Annotated in this window: 21 protein-coding genes; 18 read left to right on the top strand and 3 right to left on the bottom strand. The window is 43.1% G+C overall.

Annotated features, from left to right (window positions below):
- Positions 1 to 433 precede the first annotated feature (433 nt).
- The 12 genes from trpX (at position 434) to YYK_RS06445 (ending at position 11898) form a co-directional block, all read left to right on the top strand.
- On the top strand, positions 434 to 1435 hold the full coding sequence (gene trpX, locus YYK_RS06505; protein WP_012775251.1) for a tryptophan ABC transporter substrate-binding protein: 1002 nt from the start codon (positions 434 to 436) through the stop codon (positions 1433 to 1435).
- Positions 1436 to 1457: 22 nt separating this feature from the next.
- Positions 1458 to 2324, top strand: a complete 867-nt coding sequence (locus YYK_RS06500; protein WP_012027421.1) for an ABC transporter permease — start codon at positions 1458 to 1460, stop codon at positions 2322 to 2324.
- On the top strand, positions 2321 to 3079 hold the full coding sequence (locus YYK_RS06495) for an ABC transporter ATP-binding protein (protein WP_012028376.1): 759 nt from the start codon (positions 2321 to 2323) through the stop codon (positions 3077 to 3079). Before YYK_RS06500 ends, YYK_RS06495 begins: the two co-directional genes overlap by 4 nt.
- Positions 3080 to 3261: 182 nt before the next feature.
- Complete coding sequence (locus tag YYK_RS06490) at positions 3262 to 3747, top strand: prolyl-tRNA synthetase associated domain-containing protein (RefSeq protein WP_012775250.1); 486 nt, start codon at positions 3262 to 3264, stop codon at positions 3745 to 3747.
- 5 nt (positions 3748 to 3752) lie between these two features.
- Entirely contained in the window at positions 3753 to 4157 is a 405-nt protein-coding gene (locus YYK_RS06485; RefSeq protein WP_014917282.1) for a hypothetical protein, read from the top strand.
- Positions 4158 to 4546: 389 nt separating this feature from the next.
- Entirely contained in the window at positions 4547 to 6208 is a 1662-nt protein-coding gene (locus tag YYK_RS06480; RefSeq protein WP_002935677.1) for a ribonuclease J, read from the top strand.
- A gap of 64 nt (positions 6209 to 6272) precedes the next feature.
- Entirely contained in the window at positions 6273 to 7049 is a 777-nt protein-coding gene (locus YYK_RS06475) for an alpha/beta hydrolase (RefSeq protein WP_012027415.1), read from the top strand.
- A gap of 65 nt (positions 7050 to 7114) precedes the next feature.
- The gene (locus YYK_RS06470) at positions 7115 to 7774 is read left to right on the top strand and encodes a M57 family metalloprotease (protein WP_012027414.1); all 660 of its coding nucleotides are present in this window, start codon (positions 7115 to 7117) and stop codon (positions 7772 to 7774) included.
- Between the two features lie 10 nt (positions 7775 to 7784).
- The gene (locus YYK_RS06465; protein ID WP_012775249.1) at positions 7785 to 8150 is read left to right on the top strand and encodes a hypothetical protein; all 366 of its coding nucleotides are present in this window, start codon (positions 7785 to 7787) and stop codon (positions 8148 to 8150) included.
- 100 nt (positions 8151 to 8250) lie between these two features.
- Positions 8251 to 10149 carry an ABC-F family ATP-binding cassette domain-containing protein gene (locus tag YYK_RS06460; protein WP_012775248.1) on the top strand — a complete coding sequence of 633 codons (1899 nt, stop codon included), beginning with the start codon at positions 8251 to 8253 and terminating at the stop codon, positions 10147 to 10149.
- A gap of 437 nt (positions 10150 to 10586) precedes the next feature.
- A complete protein-coding gene (locus YYK_RS06450) occupies positions 10587 to 11063 on the top strand; it encodes a helix-turn-helix domain-containing protein (RefSeq protein ID WP_012775247.1) in 477 nt (158 codons plus the stop codon).
- Between the two features lies 1 nt (position 11064).
- Positions 11065 to 11898, top strand: a complete 834-nt coding sequence (locus tag YYK_RS06445) for a putative RNA methyltransferase (protein ID WP_014917281.1) — start codon at positions 11065 to 11067, stop codon at positions 11896 to 11898.
- Here YYK_RS06445 and YYK_RS10010 read toward each other — a convergent pair.
- The 3 genes from YYK_RS10010 to murT form a co-directional block, all read right to left on the bottom strand.
- Entirely contained in the window at positions 11891 to 12739 is an 849-nt protein-coding gene (locus tag YYK_RS10010; RefSeq protein WP_074390220.1) for an IS630 family transposase, read from the bottom strand. The genes YYK_RS06445 and YYK_RS10010 overlap by 8 nt on opposite strands.
- A 191-nt stretch (positions 12740 to 12930) precedes the next feature.
- Positions 12931 to 13719 (bottom strand): lipid II isoglutaminyl synthase subunit GatD, encoded by a 789-nt coding sequence (gene gatD / locus YYK_RS06430; protein ID WP_012027408.1) that lies wholly within the window; start codon positions 13717 to 13719, stop codon positions 12931 to 12933.
- Complete coding sequence (gene murT, locus YYK_RS06425) at positions 13719 to 15062, bottom strand: lipid II isoglutaminyl synthase subunit MurT (protein WP_012027407.1); 1344 nt, start codon at positions 15060 to 15062, stop codon at positions 13719 to 13721. The genes gatD and murT overlap by 1 nt, the downstream gene beginning before the upstream one ends.
- Before the next feature lie 181 nt (positions 15063 to 15243).
- Here murT and cdaA point away from each other — a divergent pair, with 181 nt between their 5' ends.
- The 6 genes from cdaA to YYK_RS06395 all read left to right on the top strand — a co-directional run bounded on the left by cdaA (position 15244) and on the right by YYK_RS06395 (position 21144).
- On the top strand, positions 15244 to 16095 hold the full coding sequence (cdaA, locus tag YYK_RS06420; RefSeq protein WP_012027406.1) for a diadenylate cyclase CdaA: 852 nt from the start codon (positions 15244 to 15246) through the stop codon (positions 16093 to 16095).
- Positions 16088 to 16792 (top strand): CdaR family protein, encoded by a 705-nt coding sequence (locus YYK_RS06415; RefSeq protein WP_012775246.1) that lies wholly within the window; start codon positions 16088 to 16090, stop codon positions 16790 to 16792. The genes cdaA and YYK_RS06415 overlap by 8 nt, the downstream gene beginning before the upstream one ends.
- A gap of 12 nt (positions 16793 to 16804) precedes the next feature.
- Positions 16805 to 18154, top strand: a complete 1350-nt coding sequence (gene glmM, locus YYK_RS06410) for a phosphoglucosamine mutase (protein WP_012775245.1) — start codon at positions 16805 to 16807, stop codon at positions 18152 to 18154.
- 163 nt (positions 18155 to 18317) lie between these two features.
- Positions 18318 to 19862 (top strand): ABC-F family ATP-binding cassette domain-containing protein, encoded by a 1545-nt coding sequence (locus YYK_RS06405; protein ID WP_012027403.1) that lies wholly within the window; start codon positions 18318 to 18320, stop codon positions 19860 to 19862.
- Positions 19863 to 19992: 130 nt separating this feature from the next.
- Complete coding sequence (locus YYK_RS06400; protein ID WP_012775244.1) at positions 19993 to 20769, top strand: class I SAM-dependent methyltransferase; 777 nt, start codon at positions 19993 to 19995, stop codon at positions 20767 to 20769.
- 177 nt (positions 20770 to 20946) lie between these two features.
- A complete protein-coding gene (locus YYK_RS06395; RefSeq protein ID WP_223375648.1) occupies positions 20947 to 21144 on the top strand; it encodes a hypothetical protein in 198 nt (65 codons plus the stop codon).
- Positions 21145 to 21156: the final 12 nt, after the last annotated feature.

The raw sequence follows: 21156 nt of genomic DNA, 5'->3' as shown, positions 1-21156 counted from the left end.
CGACGCAGCTTATACTGGCGGTATAGCAAGGAGAGTTAACGAAGTAACTAGCCAAAACAGTCACGTAAATGAACTTAAAACAATGATAGTTCGGTCCGCACACCTTACAGTGCAACTCCTTGTTAGAGGAGATGAGATATGGGAGGATTCTAGACAATTCCCATAAGTGAGGTGGCACCGTGTCATTGACGCCCTCGCAGGTTGTTTTTTCCTGCGGGGGCTTTTCCATTGTCTTCGTAGAGTGCTTTTATATTGCGTCACGTTCGGCTTGCCTAACTTGAGTTATGTCTGCGCCTCCGTTCCTTATCTAAAAGCAATCTACTTTGACAATTATTAACAAAACGAGGTAATCATGATGAAACGATGGCGATGGTGGGATAATATATTGATGACGTAGAAATTGTATATTGTGTATTTTACGAGGAGAATGAATATGTTGAAAAATAAAAATTTACTTGCTACAATTGTTGCCCTTACTGTTATGGTAGTTGCTGCTTTGTTTATGACACAGAAAGAGCAGAACAATTCATCTACATCAACGGAGAAAGTTAAGATAGGGGTTCTTCAGTTTGTAACCCATGATTCACTAGATGAGATTTATAAGGGAATCAAGGCAGGACTTGAAGAAGGTGGTTATACCACAACGGATAATTTAGAAATTGATTTTATGAATGCTGAGGGTGATCAATCCCAAGTTCAAACCATGAGTAAAAAATTGGTGGACAATGGCAATGAATTATTGATTGGTATCGCAACACCTGCTGCACAAGGTCTTGCCAATGCAACCACAGAATTACCCATTATCATGGGGGCTGTAACAGATCCAGTCGGAGCCAACCTGGTGACGGATTTGAAAAATCCTGGTGGAAATATTACAGGGGTATCTGACCAAACACCAGTAGCAGACGCAGTTTCTCTCATTAAAGAAATTACACCAGACGCTAAAACTATCGGTGTCCTCTATTCTTCAAATGAGGACAATTCAAAAATTCAAGTAGCGGAATTTAAGGCAGCAGCAGAAGAGGCTGGCTATACTGTTCTTGAATATGCAGTTGCTTCTAGTAATGAAATTGCAGCGACAGTAGAGGTCGCAAGTAGTAAAGCAGATGTTCTCTTTACACCAGTAGACAACACAGTTGCCTCAGCATTTTCAACTGTCGTATCTGTGGCAAATAAAACCAAAACTCCGATTTTCACTAGCGTAGAAGACATGGTAGAAGGTGGAGGTATCGCATCTGTTACCCTTAGCCAATATGACTTGGGTGTGGCAACTGGTAAGATGGCTGCGAAAATTCTTGATGGTGCCAATCCAGCGGATACACCTGTACAAATCTTTAACGAGGGTACCGTTGTTGTCAACCAAAAAGTTGCTAAAGAATTAGGAATTACCTTGTCAGATGATGTGATTAGTAAAGCAAGCAAGGTTATCGAATAAGAGATAAGAGAAAAGGAAAAATATGATTGTATCAACAGTTTCACAGGCTCTTTTATGGGCTGTACTAGGTTTGGGAATATTCGTTACCTTTCGGATTCTGAATTTTCCTGATATGACGACAGAGGGGTCTTTCCCGCTTGGAGGAGCGGTTGCTGTTACCTTATTGACGCAAGGAGTTCATCCTATCTTGGCTACTCTAGCAGCAGTTCTTGTTGGCTGTTTGGCGGGCTTTGTCACAGGCTTGCTTTATACCAAGGGGAAAATTCCCACTCTTCTAGCTGGTATCTTGGTCATGTCTTCCTGTCACTCTGTCATTCTATTTATCATGGGTAGGGCAAATCTAGGCTTACTGAATACCAAACGTTTACAAGATTTCCTTCCTTTTTCTGAGCAAGTCAATGGTCTCTTGCTAGGTCTAGGTAGCCTAGCGGTGGTGATTGGTGCCTTGATGTTCTTCCTCTATACTCGCCTTGGACAGGCCTTTATTGCAACAGGGGATAATCCAGATATGGCACGCAGTTTTGGTATCAATACAAGTCGAATGGAGTTGCTAGGCCTTGTTCTTTCAAATGGGATCATCGCTCTTGCAGGTGCCTTGATTGCACAACAAGAAGGCTATGCGGATGTGTCGCGTGGTATTGGAGTCATTGTGGTCGGTATGGCTAGTCTGATTATCGGTGAGGTAATTTATGGTAACCTTACTATGTTAGAACGATTCTTGGCCATTGTTGTCGGAGCGATTTTCTATCAGTTCTTAATTTTGGTGGTCATTTCCCTCGGGATCAATACCAGCTACCTCCGTATTTTCTCGGCCATGATTCTGGCAACTTGCCTCATGGTTCCTGAGTTGAAAAATAAACTTCTGAAAGGAGCCAGTCTGTCACGATGAAAGCAATTGTTGAATTAAAAAATGCCACCAAGGTGGTGACAAACGGTTTTGATGAAGAACGTGTGATTTTGGACAATGTCAATCTGACCATCTACCAGGGTGATTTTATTACCATTTTAGGTGGCAATGGGGCTGGGAAGTCAACCCTCTTTAATGTCATTGCTGGAACCCTACCCTTGACTAGTGGTTCAGTCCATATTCTTGGTGAGGACGTGACCAATTGGCCTGCAGAAAAACGTGCTAAGTATTTGTCACGTGTTTTCCAAGATCCTAAAATGGGTACAGCGCCACGGATGACGGTGGCAGAAAATCTACTGATAGCTAAGTACCGTGGCGAGGGACGGGGCTTACTGCCACGCAGATTGGCCCAACAGACGGAAGAATTTGCCCAGCTTTTGCCGAGAGTGGGAAATGGTCTAGAAAAACATCTGGACACGCCAGCAGGACTTTTATCAGGTGGTCAACGTCAGGCATTGAGTTTGTTGATGGCGAGTTTGAAACAGCCTGAACTTTTACTCTTGGATGAGCATACTGCAGCCCTTGACCCTAAGACCAGCCAATCCTTGATGCAATTAACGGACGAGTTGATTGAGACCAAGGGAATGACGGCCCTCATGGTCACTCACCAGATGGAAGATGCTCTGCGTCACGGTAATCGCTTGATTGTCATGAAAAATGGTCAGATTATTCAGGACCAAACGGCTGAAGAAAAATCCAAGATGAAACTGGAAGATTATTATAAGTTGTTTGATTAAGAACCTGTGTGGATAGTTCGCAACTTCCAACTAAGTTTGGTTTTGGCTAAAACTGAATCTTATATCAAACAGATCACTTGTGAATACAGGTCTAAAGTCTGGAGTAATCCAGGCTTTTATTATCCTTTGAATTTTTAGTTAAAAAGCAGTATAATATACTAAATATATCAAGAGGTGCTGTCATGGATAAATTGGTTTTTGAAAGCTTAGCTGACTTAGGAATGGACTACACCATTGTAGAGCATCCACCAGCTCTGACAACTGAGGAAGCAGACCGTTACATTGAAGGGGTAGAAGGAGTACGGACCAAGTCCATGTTTCTGACTAATAAGAAAAAGACTGCATTTTATTTACTGATCATGGATGACCAGAAGCAGCTGGATATGGACCAATTTCGTGATTTGGTGGGAGCCAACCGCATTCGGATGGCCTCGAGTGATAGCTTGATGGAAAAAATGCACTTGCCTGCGGGTGCGGTATCTGTTTTTGGCTTGTTACATAATGTTGATAAGGATATTCAAGTCTTTTTTGATAAAGAAATCCTATCCGAACCCATTCTAACCTTCCACCCCAATGTTAATACGAAAACAATTTTTGTCAAAACGGAGGATGTATTACGTTTTGTCGAAGAGATTGGCTTTTCAGCAACGATTGTTGACTGGGGGTAACAAAGATGAGAAAATGTTTAGCTATTTGTAGTCTGTTGTGTTGCCTTTTTTTGGTAGGATGTCGGACAGGAGCAGCTTATCAGGCAGAGATTGAACCGATGGAACAATCAGAATTGTATACGGAAAAAGAGATTGAGGCGGCTATTCTTGTAGTTCAAGATTACTTTGATCACCATTTTAACAGTTGTAAATTGCTGACTATCGGTTACAGTGGTGATAATGAAAAGGAATTTGATGAGTGGGCGGAGCACTATGGTGCAGAGGAAGCTATTATCCTAACTTCGTCTTTTAAGGTAGCAGCTGAGGGGGCAGAGCCCACCTTAGAGCCTAATAGTACTCATACGGATTGGAAATGGATTTTAGTGCGGAATGTTGGTGGTAAGTGGGAACATAAGGGATATGGTTACTAATGTATATGTAGAACTTCGTTGATTTTCAGCGGAGTTTTTTGTAAATTTTCTTGAAAAAATGTATAATAGAAGCGATAGCTAAAATATAGTCTTTTAGTTTACTTTTAGTACTAGGCAACGAGCTGCAGGCATGACTCAATGTTTTCTTGTTTCTAGGCATTGACTTGAAACAGTCCCCCAGACTGTTTCAATCAGGCAAGGCGAGTTCAAACAGTCCAGTGGAGTGTTTGAAGTTAGAAATAAGGAAACGGAGTTTCCTCTTACGTCGAAGTAATAAAAGAAAAACTAAATGACGATAAATAGCAGACTGTAATTCGACTTGGAGCTCCCAAGGACCGTTGGTAAGAAAAATAAAATGGACACCTGTGGGATGTCCAAAAGGAGTAAAGATGAGTACAATTAAAATTATGGCTCTTGGGGGTGTGCGGGAAAATGGAAAAAACCTGTACATTGCCGAAGTGAATGAACATATTTTTGTTTTGGATGCAGGGGCAAAGTATCCTGAGAATGAACAGTTAGGTGTGGATGTAGTCGTCCCAAATTTCGATTATTTGGAAGAAAATAAGCATCGTGTAGCAGGGGTCTTTTTATCTCACGGGCATGCAGATGCTATCGGAGCGCTTCCTTATCTCTTGGAGAAAGTGAAAGTGCCAGTATTTGGTTCGCACTTGACTATCGAATTGGCTAAGCTACTTGTCAAGGGGAATAATGCTACTAAGAAATTTAATGATTTCCATGTTATCAATGCTGAAACGGAAATTGATTTCGGGGATTCAGTGGTATCTTTCTTTCAGACGACCCACTCTATTCCAGAGAGTTTAGGAATTGTCGTTAAGACGGATGAAGGAAATATTGTCTACACAGGTGACTTTAAGTTTGACCAGGCGGCAGATAAGTTTTATCGTACGGATTTTGGGCGATTGGCTGAAATCGGTAACGAAGGTGTGTTGGCCCTCTTGTCAGACTCAGCTAATGCAGATAGCAATGTTCAAGTAGCGAGCATGCATGAGGCTGGGGAGGAAATTCTCAATACGATTGCTGACTGTGACGGGCGTGTTATTGTGGCAGCAGTTGCCAGCAATATTGTACGTATTCAACAGATTTTTGACGCGGCAGAAGCAACTGGTCGTCGTGTCGTATTGACAGGACATGATGTGGAAAACATTGTCCGAACAGCGATTCAATTGAAAAAACTTCGTTTGGTCAGCGAACGCTTGTTGGTAAAACCAAAGGATATGAACAAGTATGAAGACCATGAATTGATTATTTTAGAAACTGGTCGTATGGGCGAGCCGTTAAATGGATTGCGTAAAATGTCTATCGGTAGACATCGCTATGTTGAAATCAAAGAAGGTGATCTAGTTTATATTGTTACCACTCCAAGTATTTCAAAAGAAGCGGTTGTTGCTCGTGTGGAGAACTTGATTTACAAGGCTGGTGGTACCGTAAAATCTATCACAAAGAATCTTCGCGTCTCTGGGCATGGGAATGCGCGTGATTTGCAGCTCATGCTCAACATCATGAAGCCTAAATATCTTTTCCCAGTTCAAGGGGAGTATCGTCAATTGGATGCTCACGCTAAGGCTGCGCTTGAAATCGGTATGTATCCAGAAAACATTATCATCGTTAAGCGTGGGGATGTCATGGCTTTTGAAGAGGGGGATTTTGTCCATAGCGGAGCGGTTCCGGCTGGTGATGTCATGATTGACGGAAATGCCATGGGCGATGTTGGAAATATCGTCCTTCGTGACCGTAAGATCCTCTCAGAAGACGGTATCTTTATCGTGGCTATCACTGTCAACCGCCGTGAGAAAAAAATCATTTCTAAAGCCAAGGTCAATACTCGTGGTTTTGTCTACGTGAAAAAGAGCAAGGACATCTTGCGTGAGGCATCAGAATTGGTGAATACAACGGTGGAAAATTACTTTACAAAGGATAGCTTTGACTGGGCAGAGCTTAAGAGTGCTGTTCGCGATGATTTAGCAAAATTCCTCTTTGACCAAACCAAACGTCGCCCAGCTATTTTGCCGGTGATTATGGAAGTCAAGTAAGCTGATTTATATACATAAGAAGAGCCGAGGGAAACTCAGGCTCTTTACCATAAGGAGAAGATTTATGGCAATAATGAAAATTGAATACCACTCAGAAGCTCTAGATATGTCTAGACAGGTTACGGTTTTATATCCAGATCGAAATCGTGTGGAAAATCCCGATGACAACGACATTCCTGTCCTATATCTTTTGCACGGTATGGGAGGAAACCAGGATTCCTGGCTCAATCGGTCTACAATTGAACGCTTGGTTCGTTATACTAATTTGATTGTTGTTATGGTTAATACGGATAAGGCTTGGTACACCAATACCACCTATGGTATGAATTATTATGATGCCATAGCGATTGAGTTGCCTCAAATCCTCAAGCGGTTTTTCCCAAATATGTCTGACAAGCGGGAGAAGAATTTCATTGCTGGTTTGTCTATGGGGGGATATGGGACTTTCAAGATTGCCATGATGACCAATCGCTTTTCACACGCAGCTTCGCTTTCAGGCGCATTGTATTTTGATTTTGATAATCCAGCGGCAGCAGAATTGGGAAGTCTTTCGTATTGGCAAGGAGTATTTGGTGATATTTCTGATAAACAGAATCCAAATAATTTGTTAGAAATTGCTAAACAATCCGATAAAAAGACCAAATTTTATGCCTGGTGTGGTGAGGAAGATTTTCTCTTTGAAGGGCATCAAAAGGCAGTTGAGGAGTTGAAAGAGCTGGGATTTGATATAGAGGCAAGTTTCGGACCTGGTAAACATGAGTGGTACTACTGGAATCAGCAGATTGAGAAAGTATTGGCTTGGTTGCCAATTGATTTCAAATTGGAAGAAAGATTGTCCTAGTTTTTAAGAAAAGTTTCAGAAATTATGGCTATACTAAAACCTATTTCTAGAAAGAGGTATAGTCTATGAAACTTATTGGAAATATTCTACGGTGGATTTGGCGGACATTTTGGGGTCTGATTTGGTTATCAATGGTGTTATTGGCTTGTGGTCTAGGTCTATTATTCTATTTTCAACAGGAAGCAGCGCCTCAGATGTTACAAACTCTACCTCAAGAAGTGCAACTGATGGTTAAAGGACAGTCTGAAGTGACGACTGATACGGTCAATACAGCCGATCATGGTCGATGGGAAAGCAATACTGCGACTGTTTACATTGAAACTCAGAATCCAACATTTGTAGCTGCCTATGAAACAGCCATTGCAAATTGGAATGCGACAGGGGCATTTACTTTTGTGATGACAAGTGATCCAAATCAGGCTGATATTATTGCTACTGAGATGAATGATGGAAATACCCAGGCAGCAGGTGAGGCCAATTCAACGACTAATTTATTGACGAATTATTATAGCTCGGTAACGGTGTGTCTGAATAGTTTTTATTTATTAAACGACCAATATGGTTATGATATGGATAGAATTATCCATACAGCTGAGCATGAATTGGGCCATGCTATTGGCCTAGATCATGAAGATAGTCAGACCTCTGTTATGGAATCGGCAGGTTCTAATCATGGTATCCAGCAGGCAGATATTGATGCGGTCCTTGCCTTGTATTCAGAATAGAAGGGAAAATATGCTTCGAACAATTACAAACACAATAAAACGTTATCCTGAGCAAGCTCTGCTCTTTCTCTATAATGCTGGAATTTTTGCATGGATGCAGTCTACCAGTCATTCGATTATGGAACAAATCGGTATAGATAGCAACTGGTTTGATAAAATCCCTGAACCAATTAAGGCCTGGACAGGTGCAAGTCTAGAGAGTATGCAAACCTTACTCAATTCTTCTGCTTGGGGATGGCTGATTGTATCTATGATATTGATGTTGGTCATCCGCTTTGTTAAGGGCTTGATTAAGTTTGTCATTATGCTGATTATTATCGGCGGTGGTCTTTATCTACTCTGGCAGAATAAGGAATTGCTTAGCGGTTTGGTCTAAATATTTTTTGAGAAGGACAGTGACGGTAAAGTCGCTGTTTTTTGCTGAAATCAGAAAAAGGATTCCGCACTGTTACCCTAAATTATGGTACAATATTTTTATGATTATTTTAAGTGGAAACAAGATTGAACGCTCATTTGCGGGCGAAGTTTTATTTAACAATATCAACATTCAAGTGGATGAGCGGGATCGGATTGCTCTTGTCGGAAAAAATGGGGCAGGTAAGTCCACCTTGCTTAAAATCCTTGTCGGAGAAGAAGCAGCGACTAGCGGCGAGATTTCTACCAAGCGAGATTTGTCCCTTTCTTACCTGGCACAGGACAGCTGTTTTGAGTCGGAAAATACCATTTACGATGAAATGCTCCATGTCTTTGACGATCTGCGGATGACGGAGAAACGCCTGCGATCTATGGAAGAGCAAATGGGCAGTCTTTCTGGTAATGAACTCGACCAGCTCATGAAGACCTATGATAGTCTGTCGGAGGAATTTCGTCTGGCAGGTGGTTTTAGCTATGAGGCAGACATCCGTGCTATTTTGAATGGTTTCAAGTTTGACCAGACCATGTGGGACATGAAGATCTCCGAACTCTCAGGTGGTCAGAATACTCGACTTGCTCTGGCAAAAATGCTTCTTGAAAGCCCAGAGTTATTGGTCCTGGACGAGCCGACCAACCACCTAGACATCGACACGATTGCTTGGCTGGAAAACTACCTAGTGCATTACAAGGGAGCTTTGATTATTGTCAGCCATGACCGCTATTTCTTGGACAAGGTGGCGACACTGACACTGGATTTGACCAAGCATTCCTTGGATCGCTATGTGGGCAATTATTCTCAGTTTGTTGAGCTCAAAGAGCAGAAGTTACAAACAGAATTGCAAAACTATGAAAAGCAGCAGAAGGAAATTGCCAAACTAGAAGACTTTGTCCAGAAAAATATTGTCCGTGCTTCGACCACCAAGCGCGCTCAGGCTAGACGCAAGCAGTTGGAAAAGATGGATCGATTGGACAAGCCGACAACTGGTCAGAAGTCTGCCAATATGACCTTCCAGTCGGACAAGACTTCTGGCAATATCGTCTTGACAGTGGAAAATGCTGCGGTGGGTTACGATGGAAACATTCTTTCCCAGCCCATTTCTATTGACCAACGGAAACTCGATGCCATTGCCATTGTCGGTCCGAATGGAATCGGAAAAACAACCCTGCTCAAATCCATCGTCGGAGCTCTGCCATTTATCAAAGGGGAAGCCTGGCTCGGTGCCAATGTGGAAGTGGGCTACTATGACCAGACCCAGTCGGCCCTGACACCTTCCAATACGGTCTTAGAGGAGCTCTGGTCCGCCTTTCCGACTACACCTGAAGTGGAAATCCGCAATCGCCTTGGAGCTTTCCTTTTCTCAGGAGATGATGTCAAAAAGTCCGTTTCCATGCTATCGGGTGGGGAAAAAGCCCGACTGCTCCTCGCCAAGCTGTCCATGGAAAACAACAACTTCCTCATCCTTGATGAGCCGACCAACCACTTGGATATCGACAGCAAGGAGGTCTTGGAAAATGCCCTCATCGACTTTGACGGCACCCTGCTTTTTGTCAGCCACGACCGCTATTTCATCAACCGCGTCGCCACCAAGGTGCTGGAAATCTCGGAAACTGGCTCCACGCTCTATTTGGGCGACTATGATTATTATTTGGAGAAAAAAGCAGAGCTGGAAGCAGAAGCCCAGCCTGACCAGCTAGAAAGTACCAGCCAATCAGCTGGAGCCATGGACTACCAAGCCCAAAAGGAAAACCAAAAAGAGCAACGCAAACTAGCCCGCCGCATCGAGCAAATCGAGGCAGAAATCGATAGCATCGAAAACCGCCTGAACGAGCTCAACCAAGCCATGCTAGAAACCAACGACATCGGCCAGTTGACCGATTACCAGAAAGAAATCGACCAACTGACCAGCCAACAAGAAAGTCTCATGGAAGAATGGGAAGAATTATCTGAGCAGATGGGCTAGGTTGACAGCAAGTTGACAAGAGGCTCAAACCCTTGATAGAACAAGCTTGCAAGCCAGTCTTGCGGAGTTAGAACGACCACTTTTCGCTAAAAAAGTCCAGAGCAAGCCAGTCTTTCTTGGAAAACATCGACCGACAAGCTAAGATAAGTATAGAGATTAGCATCACTTCTCGAAGGTGGTGTCAACATCTCAGCGCAGTGGTTGATTGGCAGATTTGTTCGTGTTGCACACTTCAAATCTGGCCTAACGAATGTTGCGAACTTTGTTCGCTTTATTCCCAACCTTAAACTGTCCCCCAGACAGTTTAAGCTGTGCGGGGGTGGGAGTGAAACAGTCTGGGGATAGACTGTTTCAGCTCAACAACTTAAAACGAAAAATTGTTGACGAACTTTTTTTCATTTTTCGAGTTCTGTCCCGCTCCCAGAAAGGAGAAAGAAATGAACTTTGGACAGCAAATCAAAGACTTACGAAAAAAGAAAGGTTTGACTCAGGAACAGTTTGCCCTCAAACTCAATGTGACCAGGCAGGCTGTTTCCAACTGGGAAAATGACAAGAATCTACCTGATTTGGAGCTCTTGATTCTCATGTCCTCTGTCTTTTCGATCTCCTTAGATCAACTTATCTTAGGAGGAACTGATATGAACAACATGACAGAAAAACTTGTAAAAGACGGTCGTGAAGGCCGCCGTACCCAGATGCACCTGACCATTACCATTATTGGTAGTTTTCTCATGCTTCTCGGCTTCGTCTGCTTTGTCATCAAGGCAAACTCGGTCGAGTATATTGATGCCGAGGGCATTCTGCATGAAAATTTTTATCTCATTCCAGTCGGCTACTTGCTGGTCTTTACAGGAGCCCTTGCCACGCTCCTATCAGGACTAGCCCTGCACCGCTTTAGAAAAGAACACAAATAAGATGACCAAACACCAACGTTTTGCCAATAGCGACCAATTTTTCGCCTGTCCACATTGTGGGCAGGCTCTTGGTCTTGACCTCAACAGCCTTCGCTGCCCCAACCGCCACACCTTCGACATTGCCAAGCAGGGCTACGTCAACCTGGCACCCCAGGTCAAGCAGTCCGCCAACTACCACAAGTCTAGCTTTGAAAACCGTCAGGCCTTTTTAGAGGCGGGCTATTACGATCATCTCTACGAGGCTTTGGAGGAAAAAATAGCAGAGCTGGGATTGCGGTCTGTCTTGGACATCGGCTGTGGAGAGGGCTTTTATTCCCGTAAATTAGCCGAGAAAATGGACTTGGACATTCTTGCTTTTGATATTTCTAAGGATTCTATTCTCCTAGCAGCCAGAACAGACAGGACCAAGTCGGTCAAATGGTTTGTCGGTGACTTGACCAAGTTGCCCATTCAAGACAAGACCATCGACGGGATCTTGGACATCTTCTCCCCAGCCAATTATCAGGAATTTGCCAGAGTGCTGAAAGCTGGTGGGGCTATTCTCAAACTAGTCCCAGGCCCCAATCACCTCAAGGAGCTCCGCCATTTAGCCAAAGACCAACTCCGCAAGGAGTCCTATGACAACCAAGATATCGTGGACCATTTCAAGTCTTACATGGGACAGGTGGAGCAAGAGGTGGTCAGCCGGACCCTGCCGATTGGTATAGAGCAGGCTCGTATTTTGGCAGACATGACACCCCTCTTTTTCCAAGTGGACCAGTCCAAGCTGGATTTGAGTCAATTGACGGAGATAACGGTGGAGGGCTTACTTTTGATTGGAAGTATAGTCAACTGAAACAAGAGCAGGACGAAAGTGCCTCAAGAAAAGTATCGCAATTTGGCAATACTCTTCTGAGGTGTTTTTTGATGTGAGCCCATATTTTCTCAATGGGATTATATTCCGGTGAGTAAGGAGGAAGTGGTAAAAGTCTATGTCCCTGCTCCTCGCATAAATCTTTTAGCTTACTCATCCTATGAAACTTTGCATTGTCCATAATGATAACAGATGGTTTACCTAAAGTGGGTAGTAAGAATGTTTTGAACCAAGCTTCGAAAAAGCCACTCGTCATAGTATCTTTGTATGTCATCGGGGCTATAAGCGCACCATTTATGAGACCTGCTACTAAAGATATCCGCTGGTATCTTCTTCCAGAGACCTTACCTTTTATCAACTGACCTTTCAAAGAGCGACCATATTTTCGATGAAAATATGTCTCAAACCCTGTCTCGTCAATATAAACAGGAGTCAAGTGGCTTAAGTTATTCAATTCTTTAAGGAACAGTTCTACTTTTTCAGGGTCTTGTTCATAGTAGGTACAGCTCTTTTTTTTTCGAGTATATCCCATAGCTTTGAGGGGGTAATGAATAGCTGTTGGATGACAGTCAAATTCAGAAGCTATTTCAGTCAAATAAGCATCTGGATGAGTTTCAAGATAATTCTTTAATTTATCTCTATCCACTTTTCTTGGCTTGGTTCCTTTAACTTGGTGATGAAGCTCGCCGGTTTTCTCTTTTAATTTTAGCCATTGATAGATAGTGTTACGTGAAACTTGGAAAATAGCTGATGCTTCAGTAATACTGCCGGTTTTCTCACAGTATGCGAGAACTTTTTTACGAAAATCTAATGAATATGCCATAAATACATTATATCATAAATGTACTGTTTTTGTTTCATTTAACTATATATAAAATAAAACCGCCTCTGGATATCAGAAGCGGTTTTGCTTTATTTCTCATACTCTTCGAAAATCAAAGTCAGACGTTGTTGACTTGATTTGATGAACTTCAGTTCTATCTGCATCTGCGTCGCCTAGTCTGATTCTGATTTTCATTGAGTATCAAATTCTGCCTTGCTTTTTACATCGCCGTATTCTTCAGCGACTTCTTTGCTGAGGATGTCGGCGTAGCTGGCAAGTTGGATGTCTTGTCCGTATTTTTTGCGGAGGGCAGTAGTGACCAGGCGGTAGGCCAGGTTGGCATTGCGGGATAAGATTGGTCCGTGGAAGTAGCTACCGAAGGTGTTTTTGTAGTGCAGACCTTCGCCGCCGTCTTCCTTGTTATTGCCATTGCCGTAGACAACCTTGCCCAGCGGTTTTTGGTTGTCAGCTAGGAAAGTACGCCCTTGGTGGTTTTCAAAACCGTAGTAGGTTTCGTTGAACTCATCATTGTGAATTTTGATGTCACCGATGTAGCGGTTATTGGTCTGGTTGAGGGTGTAGTGGCCCATGATTCCTAGACCGTCAATCTTGCGACCGCCAGCTTCAATATAATATTGACCGAGCAACTGGAAGCCACCGCAGATAGCTAGCATGACGCCATCGTTTTCGATAAAGTCTGCTAGGCTGTCTTTTTTTGTCGGTAAATCCTTAGCAAGAATGGATTGTTCATAGTCCTGTCCACCGCCGAAAAAGGCGATGTCGTAGAAATTTTTGTCAAATTCATCTGTCAGGGAAACGATGTCCACCTGGACACGAGCCCCCAGCTTTTCAGCCACATACTTAAGCATGAGGATATTGCCATTGTCACCGTAGGTGTTCATCAAATCACCGTAGAGGTGGGCGATGTGGAGATCGTAAGTGTAGTCTTTTTCAGGACTTTTTAATGACGTATAGACCATTATTTCATCTCCTTTCCAACGGCTTGGCGTTGAGCCAGCAGGTCACGGAATTCGAGCATAGCTGTATAAGTAGCTAAAATATAAGCATGCTGACTACTCGATTGCTCAATCAAGGTCATGATGTCTTCTAGTTTTGGTGTTTCAGTAATCTGGTTCTCAGGATAGCCAGTCACACGGAGGCGACGGGCAATTTCAGACGAACGAACACCGCCTGCAAAGACTTGTGGAATGTCCATTTGGGTGATTTGTTCAAAGTCAGCATCCCAAATCCAGCTGGTATCAATTCCGTCAGCGTAGTTGGCATTGAGAAGGACGGACAGGCTAAAATCGTATGGAGCCAGTTTCATCATTTCAATAGCCTGGGTTGCACCGACAGGGTTTTTAATCAAGACCAATGTACAATCTTTATCACCCAACTTAAATGTTTCTTGGCGACCGAAGACTGCCTTTGATTTGTCAAATCCTGCCTTGATTTTTTCAGGAGATACGCCGAAAAATTCTGCTACGCTGACAGCTGCTAGGGCATTGTAGATGTTGTAGAGGCCTCCGATGTTAATCTTATAATCCTGACCGTCAATGACAAAGGTAGAAGAAGTATTGGTGATTTCTTTTAGTTTGGTCAACTTGTAGTCCAGTTCAGGTCGGCTAAAGCCACAGTTGGTACAGATGTAGCTACCCAAGTTGGCGTAGGTATTGAGCTTGTACTGGATAATCTGGTGGCAATGAGGACAGAGAACGCCTTCGGTATTGTAATGGGCCAGACGTGGCTCATGCTCTTCCGTCGCAAAACCGTAGTATTTTACTGGATTGATAACGTTCGTTGAGTTGAAAAGTGGACTATCACCATTGGCCAAAATAGTTGCCTGCGGAGCTTTTGCAGCCCCGTCCAAAATCATCTGGTAGGTGGTATAAATCTCACCGTAGCGGTCCATCTGGTCACGGAAGATATTGGTAAAGACAATCAGACTAGGCTTTATAAAGTCGGTTACACGGGCAAGACTTGCTTCGTCAATCTCCAAGACGGCAATCTTCTTGCCGTTTTTATTTTTCTTGGCAGACAAAAAGGTTGCCGTAATTCCTGTGATCATATTGGCACCGCTGGTATTGGTCGTGATTTCGCCAAAGGCTTCTTGGAGGATACCAACTGTCAGGGCGGTGGTCAGAGTCTTTCCGTTAGTACCTGTCACAACAACGACTTCATAATCCTTAGCCAAACTATCTAAAATATGTTTATCGAATTTGAGGGCAATTTTTCCAGGTAGGGTAGTACCACGTCCTAGTTTTTTCAAAATGAACTGGGAACTTTTTCCTGCTAGAATACCCAAAGCTGTATTTATTTTCATGGGACTATTTTATCATAAAGGTTGGGGATTTTCTAGAATGGAGTATGTTGGAACATGATATATTCCTGCAGTAAATCTGTAATATTTTTAACAGGAAGGTCACTATTTTCTAAAGAAAAGGGGAAAAAATATGGTATAATGAGTACATTACTATGTATGAGTTAGAAAGTATGAGAATGATATGTTAAACCTAAACCAGTTACTGGATACAGGGTATTGGTCGAGTTTGATAGCCAGTCCTTGGACCGCACTGTTGCACCTAATTGATATTAGTATAGTTGTTTATTTGATTTATAATTTTAGTAAGTCTATTGCAGGTACTAAAATTATGACATTGATTCGAGGGGTTTTTCTCTTCATTATTGTTCAGATTATAGCTAGTTTATTCGGTCTGCAGACGATTGCTTGGCTGATTAATCAAGTAATCACGTATGGGGTTATTGCAGCAGTAGTTATTTTTGCACCAGAGTTGCGCGCTATGCTTGAAAAACTCGGTAGAACAACTCAGATTTTTGGGACAAATACAGTGAGTGCAGAAGAAAAGTTAATTGTTGCTTTTCTCAAATCGGTTGCTTATATGTCTCCGCGTAAAATTGGTGCACTTGTGGCAGTAGAACAAGCCCAAACATTGCAAGAATATAGAGCAACGGGGATTCCACTCAATGCGGATATATCTCAGGAATTGTTAATAAATATTTTCATCCCGAATACACCGCTACATGATGGGGCTGTAATTGTCAAGGAAGACAAGGTAGCTGTTGCTTGTGCTTATTTGCCCCTGTCAGAGAGCGCAGGAATTTCAAAGGAATTTGGAACACGACATCGTGCAGCCATTGGCTTATCGGAGGTATCTGATGCGTTTGTATTTATTGTTTCTGAAGAAACTGGCAGTATCTCTATTGCACGAAACGGGATATTTAAACATGATTTGACTTTGGATGAGTTTGAAGCAGAGTTGCGAGCGACTTTTATTTCTGAAAATGTAGAGAAGAAGTCCATCTGGAAGCGATTAGGAGGTGGCAAACATGAATGATAAGTTTAAAGCTGTAGGTCACTTAGCCTTATCTATTTTTCTAGCATTGTTGCTCTTTTTCTATGCAACAACCACCAACTATAAAAATTCAGAATCAGCTGCACAGAACACGGAGTCAGAAACCTATGTTCACACACTGAGCAATGTACCGATTGAGATTGAATATGATACAAACAAGTATTTTATTTCCGGATTTTCTTCGACGGTGGCAGTTGAATTAAGGGGCTCTAATCGTGTTCTCCTACAGAGAGAATCAGATGAGTCAACTCGGACTTTTCAAGTGACTGCGGATTTGAGAGAGTTGAGTGATGGGACACAGACTGTCAAGCTACAATTGACCAATTTGCCGGCTGGAGTGAGTGCGACACTAGCACCTGATGCGATTACCGTCAAGATTGGTAAAAAAGTTAGCAAGGCATTCCCAGTAGCAGGTCGAGTCTATAGTAATCAATTGGCAGAAGGTTACAGTCTGTCTAAGGTTTCAGTCAACGTAGATACCGTTAAAGTGACAACGGATGAAGAAACAATGGCTAAGATTGATCGGGTCGAAGCTGTTGCGATGGATGTGAGCAATCTGTCTGAGAATTATAGTGGTACAGCTAAATTACAGGCTGTAGATAGCGACGGCAATGTCTTGCCAGTTGTACTGTCTCAGACGGAAGCAAATATGCAAATTATACTTACAAAAACAAAATAAGAGGTTATGAAAATGGGTAAATATTTTGGTACGGACGGAGTCCGTGGAGAAGCAAACGTAGAATTAACGCCAGAATTAGCATTCAAATTGGGTCGTTTTGGAGGTTATGTCCTTAGCCAGCATGAGACAGATGTTCCTCGTGTCTTTGTGGCGCGTGACACACGTATCTCAGGTCAAATGTTAGAGGCTGCCTTGATTGCAGGACTTCTATCAGTAGGGATTCATGTGTATAAATTGGGAGTTTTGGCGACACCGGGTGTTGCCCACCTAGTCAAAACTGAAAAAGCAAGTGCAGGTGTCATGATTTCTGCAAGTCATAACCCAGCGCAAGATAACGGTATCAAATTCTTTGCTGGTGATGGTTTCAAATTGGATGATGCATTGGAAGCGGAAATTGAGGCTCTTCTTGACGCTGAGGAAGACACATTGCCACGCCCATCTGCTCAAGGTTTAGGAGATGTGGTAGAATATCCAGAAGGTCTACGTAAGTACCAGCAATTCTTGGTATCAACTGGTACAGATTTGGACGGTATGAAAGTTGCACTTGATACAGCTAATGGTGCTGCTGCAACATCTGCACGTCAAATTTTTGTAGATTTGGGAGCAGATTTGACAGTAATGGCTGAAAAGCCAGACGGTTTGAATATCAATGAGGGTGTTGGTTCAACTCATCCTGAAAAATTGCAAGAACTGGTCAAAGAAACAGGTAGTCAAATTGGACTTGCCTTTGATGGTGACAGTGACCGCTTGATTGCCGTCGATGAAAATGGTGTTTTGGTAGATGGCGACCGCATCATGTACATCGTTGGTAAATACCTTGCTGATCGAGGTCTATTGGCCAAAAATACAATTGTGACCACAGTTATGTCTAACCTTGGTTTCCATAAGGCTTTGGACCGTGAAGGGATTGAAAAAGCTGTGACCGCAGTTGGTGACCGTTATGTGGTTGAAGAAATGCGCAAGGAAGGCTACAATGTCGGTGGTGAGCAGTCAGGACATGTGATTCTGATGGATTATAACACCACAGGCGACGGCCAGTTGACCGCTGTGCAATTGACCAAAATCATGAAAGAAACTGGTAAGAAGTTGTCAGAATTGGCAGCAGAAGTGACCATTTACCCACAAAAATTGGTCAATATTCGTGTGGAAAATAGCATGAAGGACAAGGCAATGGAAGTGCCTGCTATTGCAGCTATCATTGAAAAAATGGAAGCAGAAATGGCTGGCAACGGTCGTATCTTGGTTCGCCCAAGTGGTACTGAGCCCCTCTTGCGTGTCATGGCAGAAGCGCCAACGGATGCTGAAGTCGATTACTACGTGGACACCATTGCCGATGTGGTTCGTGCGGAAATTGGGAGTTAGACAGAAATCAGTAACTCGTAGAGTTTGATTTTGTTGTCTAACCCCCGCAAGGTTGAGTAGGAATTTCACAGCTGATAGGCGAAGAAGTTCCGCTCAATACTGCGAGAATAAAAGTAAAAACTGGAGTTTGGTTACTCCAGTTCTTTGATGTTGTGAGGAAATTATGAGTATTTTAGAAGTAAAGAATTTAAGTCATGGGTTTGGTGACCGCGCAATTTTTGAAAATGTCTCCTTCCGTCTCTTGAAAGGGGAACATATCGGACTTGTCGGTGCAAATGGTGAAGGGAAATCGACCTTCATGTCCATCGTGACAGGTCAATTGCAGCCAGATGAAGGTAAGGTTGAATGGTCACGTTATGTAACGGCAGGTTATTTAGACCAGCATGCTAAACTAGAAAAGGGTCAATCAGTCCGTGATGTCTTGCGGACAGCATTCGATGAACTCTTCAAGACAGAAGCTCGTATCAATGACATTTACATGTCTATGGCAGAAGAGGGTGCCGATATGGATGCCCTCATGGAAGAGGTTGGTGAGCTGCAAGACCGTCTGGAAAGCCGTGATTTCTATACGCTTGATGCCAAGATTGACGAAGTGGCGCGTGCGCTTGGTGTCATGGATTATGGCATGGACAAGGATGTTACGGAGTTATCAGGGGGACAACGGACTAAAGTTCTTCTTGCAAAATTGCTCTTGGAAAAGCCTGACATCTTGCTTCTGGATGAGCCGACCAACTACTTGGATGCAGAGCATATTGACTGGCTCAAACGCTACTTGCAGAACTATGAAAATGCCTTTGTCTTGATTTCGCATGACATTCCTTTCCTGAATGATGTGATAAACATTGTCTACCATGTGGAAAATCAACTCTTAACCCGTTACACAGGGGATTACTACCAATTCCAAGAAGTACATGCTATGAAGCGGGCTCAGTTGGAGGCGGCCTATGAGCGCCAGCAGAAGGAAATCGCAGACTTGCAGGACTTCGTTAACCGTAATAAGGCCCGAGTTGCGACACGAAACATGGCCATGTCCCGTCAGAAGAAATTGGACAAGATGGAGATTATTGAACTTCAAGCAGAGAAACCAAAGCCATCATTTGATTTCAAAATGGCTCGGACGCCAAGCCGCTTTATCTTCCAGACGACTGACTTGGAGATTGGTTACGACCGTGTCCTGACCCGTAAGCCGCTCAATCTGACCTTTGAACGCAACCAGAAGATTGCCATTGTCGGTGCCAACGGTATCGGTAAATCTACTCTTCTTAAAAGTTTGCTGGGGATTATTCCACCGCTCGGTGGCTCTGTGGAGCGTGGGGAGTATCTGGAACTCGGTTATTTTGAACAAGAAGTAGCTGGCGGCAATCGTCAGACCCCACTGGAAGTCGTTTGGGATGCCTTTCCAGCCCTCAATCAAGCAGAAGTGCGGGCAGCCTTGGCTCGTTGTGGTCTGACTTCCAAGCATATCGAAAGCCAAATTCAAGTTCTTTCAGGTGGTGAGCAGGCCAAAGTTCGCTTCTGTTTGCTTATGAACCGTGAAAACAATGTCCTGGTTCTCGACGAGCCGACTAACCACTTGGATGTGGATGCCAAGGATGAACTCAAACGTGCCCTTCAAGCCTATAAGGGCTCAATTCTCATGGTCTGCCACGAGCCTGATTTCTATGAAGGCTGGGTGGACGATGTCTGGGATTTTAACGACTTGACGTAGACTAAAAGCTATCGATAGGTAGCTTTTTCTCTTTCTTTATGCCATAATAGAATTAGCATAGTAAAGGAGGTGAAAAATGAAAAGAACAGAACGAGGTCATATTGGCTAGGCCTCAAGCGAGGAAAGAAAAATGACAGATTATGTAAACTACAATCAAGAACGTTGGAATCGGGTTTCAGCTAGACAGGGAAATGCCTATACAGTTCCGCTCAGTCATGAGGAATTTCTTGTTGCCAAAGATAAGCCCTTATCCGTTTCTTTGACGGTTGGAAAGACAGTACCGCTTGACTGGTTTGAAAAAGCCAAAGGTAAGAAATTGCTGGGTTTGGCCTGTGGTGGTGGTCAACAGGGACCAATTTCTGCGGCTCATAGCTATGAGACAACTATTTTGGACTTCTCCAAGGAACAGTTGGACAAGGATAGGCTAGTTGCTGAGCGAGAAAATCTGGATTTGCAAACGGTCCAGGCAGATATGACACAAGCCTTTCCTTTTGAAGACGAGAGTTTTGACATCATCTTTTGTCCGGTTTCAAATATTTATATCGAAGATTTGGCCAATATGTGGCAGGAGTCTTATCGGGTTTTGAAAAAAGGTGGTCTGCTCATGGTCGGTTATATGAACCCTTGGATTTATGTCTTTGATGCTGATGATGTTTGGGAGCATCCAGACAAAACCTTGGTTCCAAAGTACAGCCTGCCTTTCAACGCACGACAATTAGAAGAAGCAGGACAAATTACGATTGATCCAGAATATGGCTATGAATTTAGCCACACCTTAGAAGAACAGATTGCTGGGCAATTACGAGCTGGTTTTGCCATGATTGATTTTTATGAATCCAAAGACAGTCGCAATCGCTTGACTCAATTTGCCTCAGATTACCTAGCGAATTTATCGATAAAGTGGTAGGCAAATACTTCTGACAGAAAGTATTTTAACAGGGCTAGTTAGATAAGCACTGGTCCTATTTTTGAGCTATTGTCAATGGATGAGAAGAGCCTAAATTGTTGAACAAAAAACACTTGGAAACGCTTGCACTTTATAATTAGGATTGATATAATGAAAGAAAAAACAAGAGGTTTTCAAATGAAAACGAAATTACTGCTTGGCGTAGCCCTTCTTAGTGTCGGTCTATCGGTAGCTCCTCCTACAATAGTAGAGGTTGAAGCACAGACGACTCACGTTTCAGATCCAGCTCTACGCAATAGTTATCCATATAATTTATCTCATTATTTGGAAGTAAATGTTGGTTCCGGTCAAACCAAAAAAGTTCAGCTATTCTAATAGCTCCGAATA

It is taken from the genome of Streptococcus suis S735 (genome assembly GCF_000294495.1).
Classification (GTDB): domain Bacteria; phylum Bacillota; class Bacilli; order Lactobacillales; family Streptococcaceae; genus Streptococcus; species Streptococcus suis.
Note: the sequence above shows the minus strand (reverse complement) of the source record. Positions and strands in the feature narration are given on the sequence as shown.

Excerpts from the sequence above, each read along its gene's own strand:
- YYK_RS06445 (WP_014917281.1), top strand. The coding sequence starts at position 11,065 with ATGACCAAACACCAACGTTTTGCCAATAGCGACCAATTTTTCGCCTGT.
- cdaA (WP_012027406.1), top strand. The coding sequence starts at position 15,244 with ATGTTAAACCTAAACCAGTTACTGGATACAGGGTATTGGTCGAGTTTG.
- YYK_RS06400 (WP_012775244.1), top strand. The coding sequence starts at position 19,993 with ATGACAGATTATGTAAACTACAATCAAGAACGTTGGAATCGGGTTTCA.
- trpX (WP_012775251.1), top strand. The coding sequence starts at position 434 with ATGTTGAAAAATAAAAATTTACTTGCTACAATTGTTGCCCTTACTGTT.
- YYK_RS06500 (WP_012027421.1), top strand. The coding sequence starts at position 1,458 with ATGATTGTATCAACAGTTTCACAGGCTCTTTTATGGGCTGTACTAGGT.
- murT (WP_012027407.1), bottom strand. The coding sequence starts at position 15,062 with ATGAAAATAAATACAGCTTTGGGTATTCTAGCAGGAAAAAGTTCCCAG.
- YYK_RS06395 (WP_223375648.1), top strand. The coding sequence starts at position 20,947 with ATGAAAACGAAATTACTGCTTGGCGTAGCCCTTCTTAGTGTCGGTCTA.
- YYK_RS06485 (WP_014917282.1), top strand. The coding sequence starts at position 3,753 with ATGAGAAAATGTTTAGCTATTTGTAGTCTGTTGTGTTGCCTTTTTTTG.
- glmM (WP_012775245.1), top strand. The coding sequence starts at position 16,805 with ATGGGTAAATATTTTGGTACGGACGGAGTCCGTGGAGAAGCAAACGTA.
- YYK_RS06470 (WP_012027414.1), top strand. The coding sequence starts at position 7,115 with ATGAAACTTATTGGAAATATTCTACGGTGGATTTGGCGGACATTTTGG.
- YYK_RS06450 (WP_012775247.1), top strand. The coding sequence starts at position 10,587 with ATGAACTTTGGACAGCAAATCAAAGACTTACGAAAAAAGAAAGGTTTG.
- YYK_RS06405 (WP_012027403.1), top strand. The coding sequence starts at position 18,318 with ATGAGTATTTTAGAAGTAAAGAATTTAAGTCATGGGTTTGGTGACCGC.
- YYK_RS10010 (WP_074390220.1), bottom strand. The coding sequence starts at position 12,739 with ATGGCATATTCATTAGATTTTCGTAAAAAAGTTCTCGCATACTGTGAG.
- YYK_RS06480 (WP_002935677.1), top strand. The coding sequence starts at position 4,547 with ATGAGTACAATTAAAATTATGGCTCTTGGGGGTGTGCGGGAAAATGGA.
- YYK_RS06465 (WP_012775249.1), top strand. The coding sequence starts at position 7,785 with ATGCTTCGAACAATTACAAACACAATAAAACGTTATCCTGAGCAAGCT.
- gatD (WP_012027408.1), bottom strand. The coding sequence starts at position 13,719 with ATGGTCTATACGTCATTAAAAAGTCCTGAAAAAGACTACACTTACGAT.
- YYK_RS06415 (WP_012775246.1), top strand. The coding sequence starts at position 16,088 with ATGAATGATAAGTTTAAAGCTGTAGGTCACTTAGCCTTATCTATTTTT.
- YYK_RS06475 (WP_012027415.1), top strand. The coding sequence starts at position 6,273 with ATGGCAATAATGAAAATTGAATACCACTCAGAAGCTCTAGATATGTCT.
- YYK_RS06490 (WP_012775250.1), top strand. The coding sequence starts at position 3,262 with ATGGATAAATTGGTTTTTGAAAGCTTAGCTGACTTAGGAATGGACTAC.
- YYK_RS06495 (WP_012028376.1), top strand. The coding sequence starts at position 2,321 with ATGAAAGCAATTGTTGAATTAAAAAATGCCACCAAGGTGGTGACAAAC.
- YYK_RS06460 (WP_012775248.1), top strand. The coding sequence starts at position 8,251 with ATGATTATTTTAAGTGGAAACAAGATTGAACGCTCATTTGCGGGCGAA.